The organism is Colwellia ponticola (genome assembly GCF_005885605.1).
Lineage (GTDB): Bacteria > Pseudomonadota > Gammaproteobacteria > Enterobacterales > Alteromonadaceae > Colwellia > Colwellia ponticola.
In genome coordinates, this window is the sequence record NZ_SZVP01000123.1 from 1 (window position 1) to 450 (window position 450).

Sequence of the window (450 nt, forward strand, 5' to 3'; positions counted from 1 at the left end):
TTGCGTGCTGCTGGCGCAGGCGCTGGCACAGCAACAAGCCGTTCTCCCCCGGCAGCATCAGGTCAAGAATGATCAGGTCGGCGGGATGACGCTCCATGGCGGCCCACAGCTCGGTGCCACCGGCGACGGTCTCGACCGCATAGCCATGTTGCATAAAGAATTTCTTCAGCAGCGCGAGGACTTCAAGGTCATCGTCCACGATCAAAAGGTTGCTCACAGGCGGGCATCACTGGGTGTTGTCGATGCGCCATCTAAAACCATTCGACGCAGCCCGTCATATATTTCAATCGTGCAATAAAGCGTCAGCGCCGCAATAAACCAGACATCTTTGCGCAAGGGACGGCTGCCAGCATCGGCCTCCCTTTTGCGGAGACCGTGCTTATGCGCTCACTGACCTACCCCCGGCACCTGGCTCGCCAGGTCGTGCTGTTGTTGACCGTGTCTTACCTC

1 protein-coding gene is annotated in these 450 nt (G+C 58.4%); it reads right to left on the reverse strand.

What is annotated here, in order from left to right; all coding sequences use genetic code 11:
- On the reverse strand, positions 1–199 hold a 199-nt coding region (locus tag FCS21_RS16140), incomplete at its 3' end, for a response regulator (protein ID WP_246047312.1).
- Between the last annotated feature and the right edge of the window lie 251 nt (positions 200–450).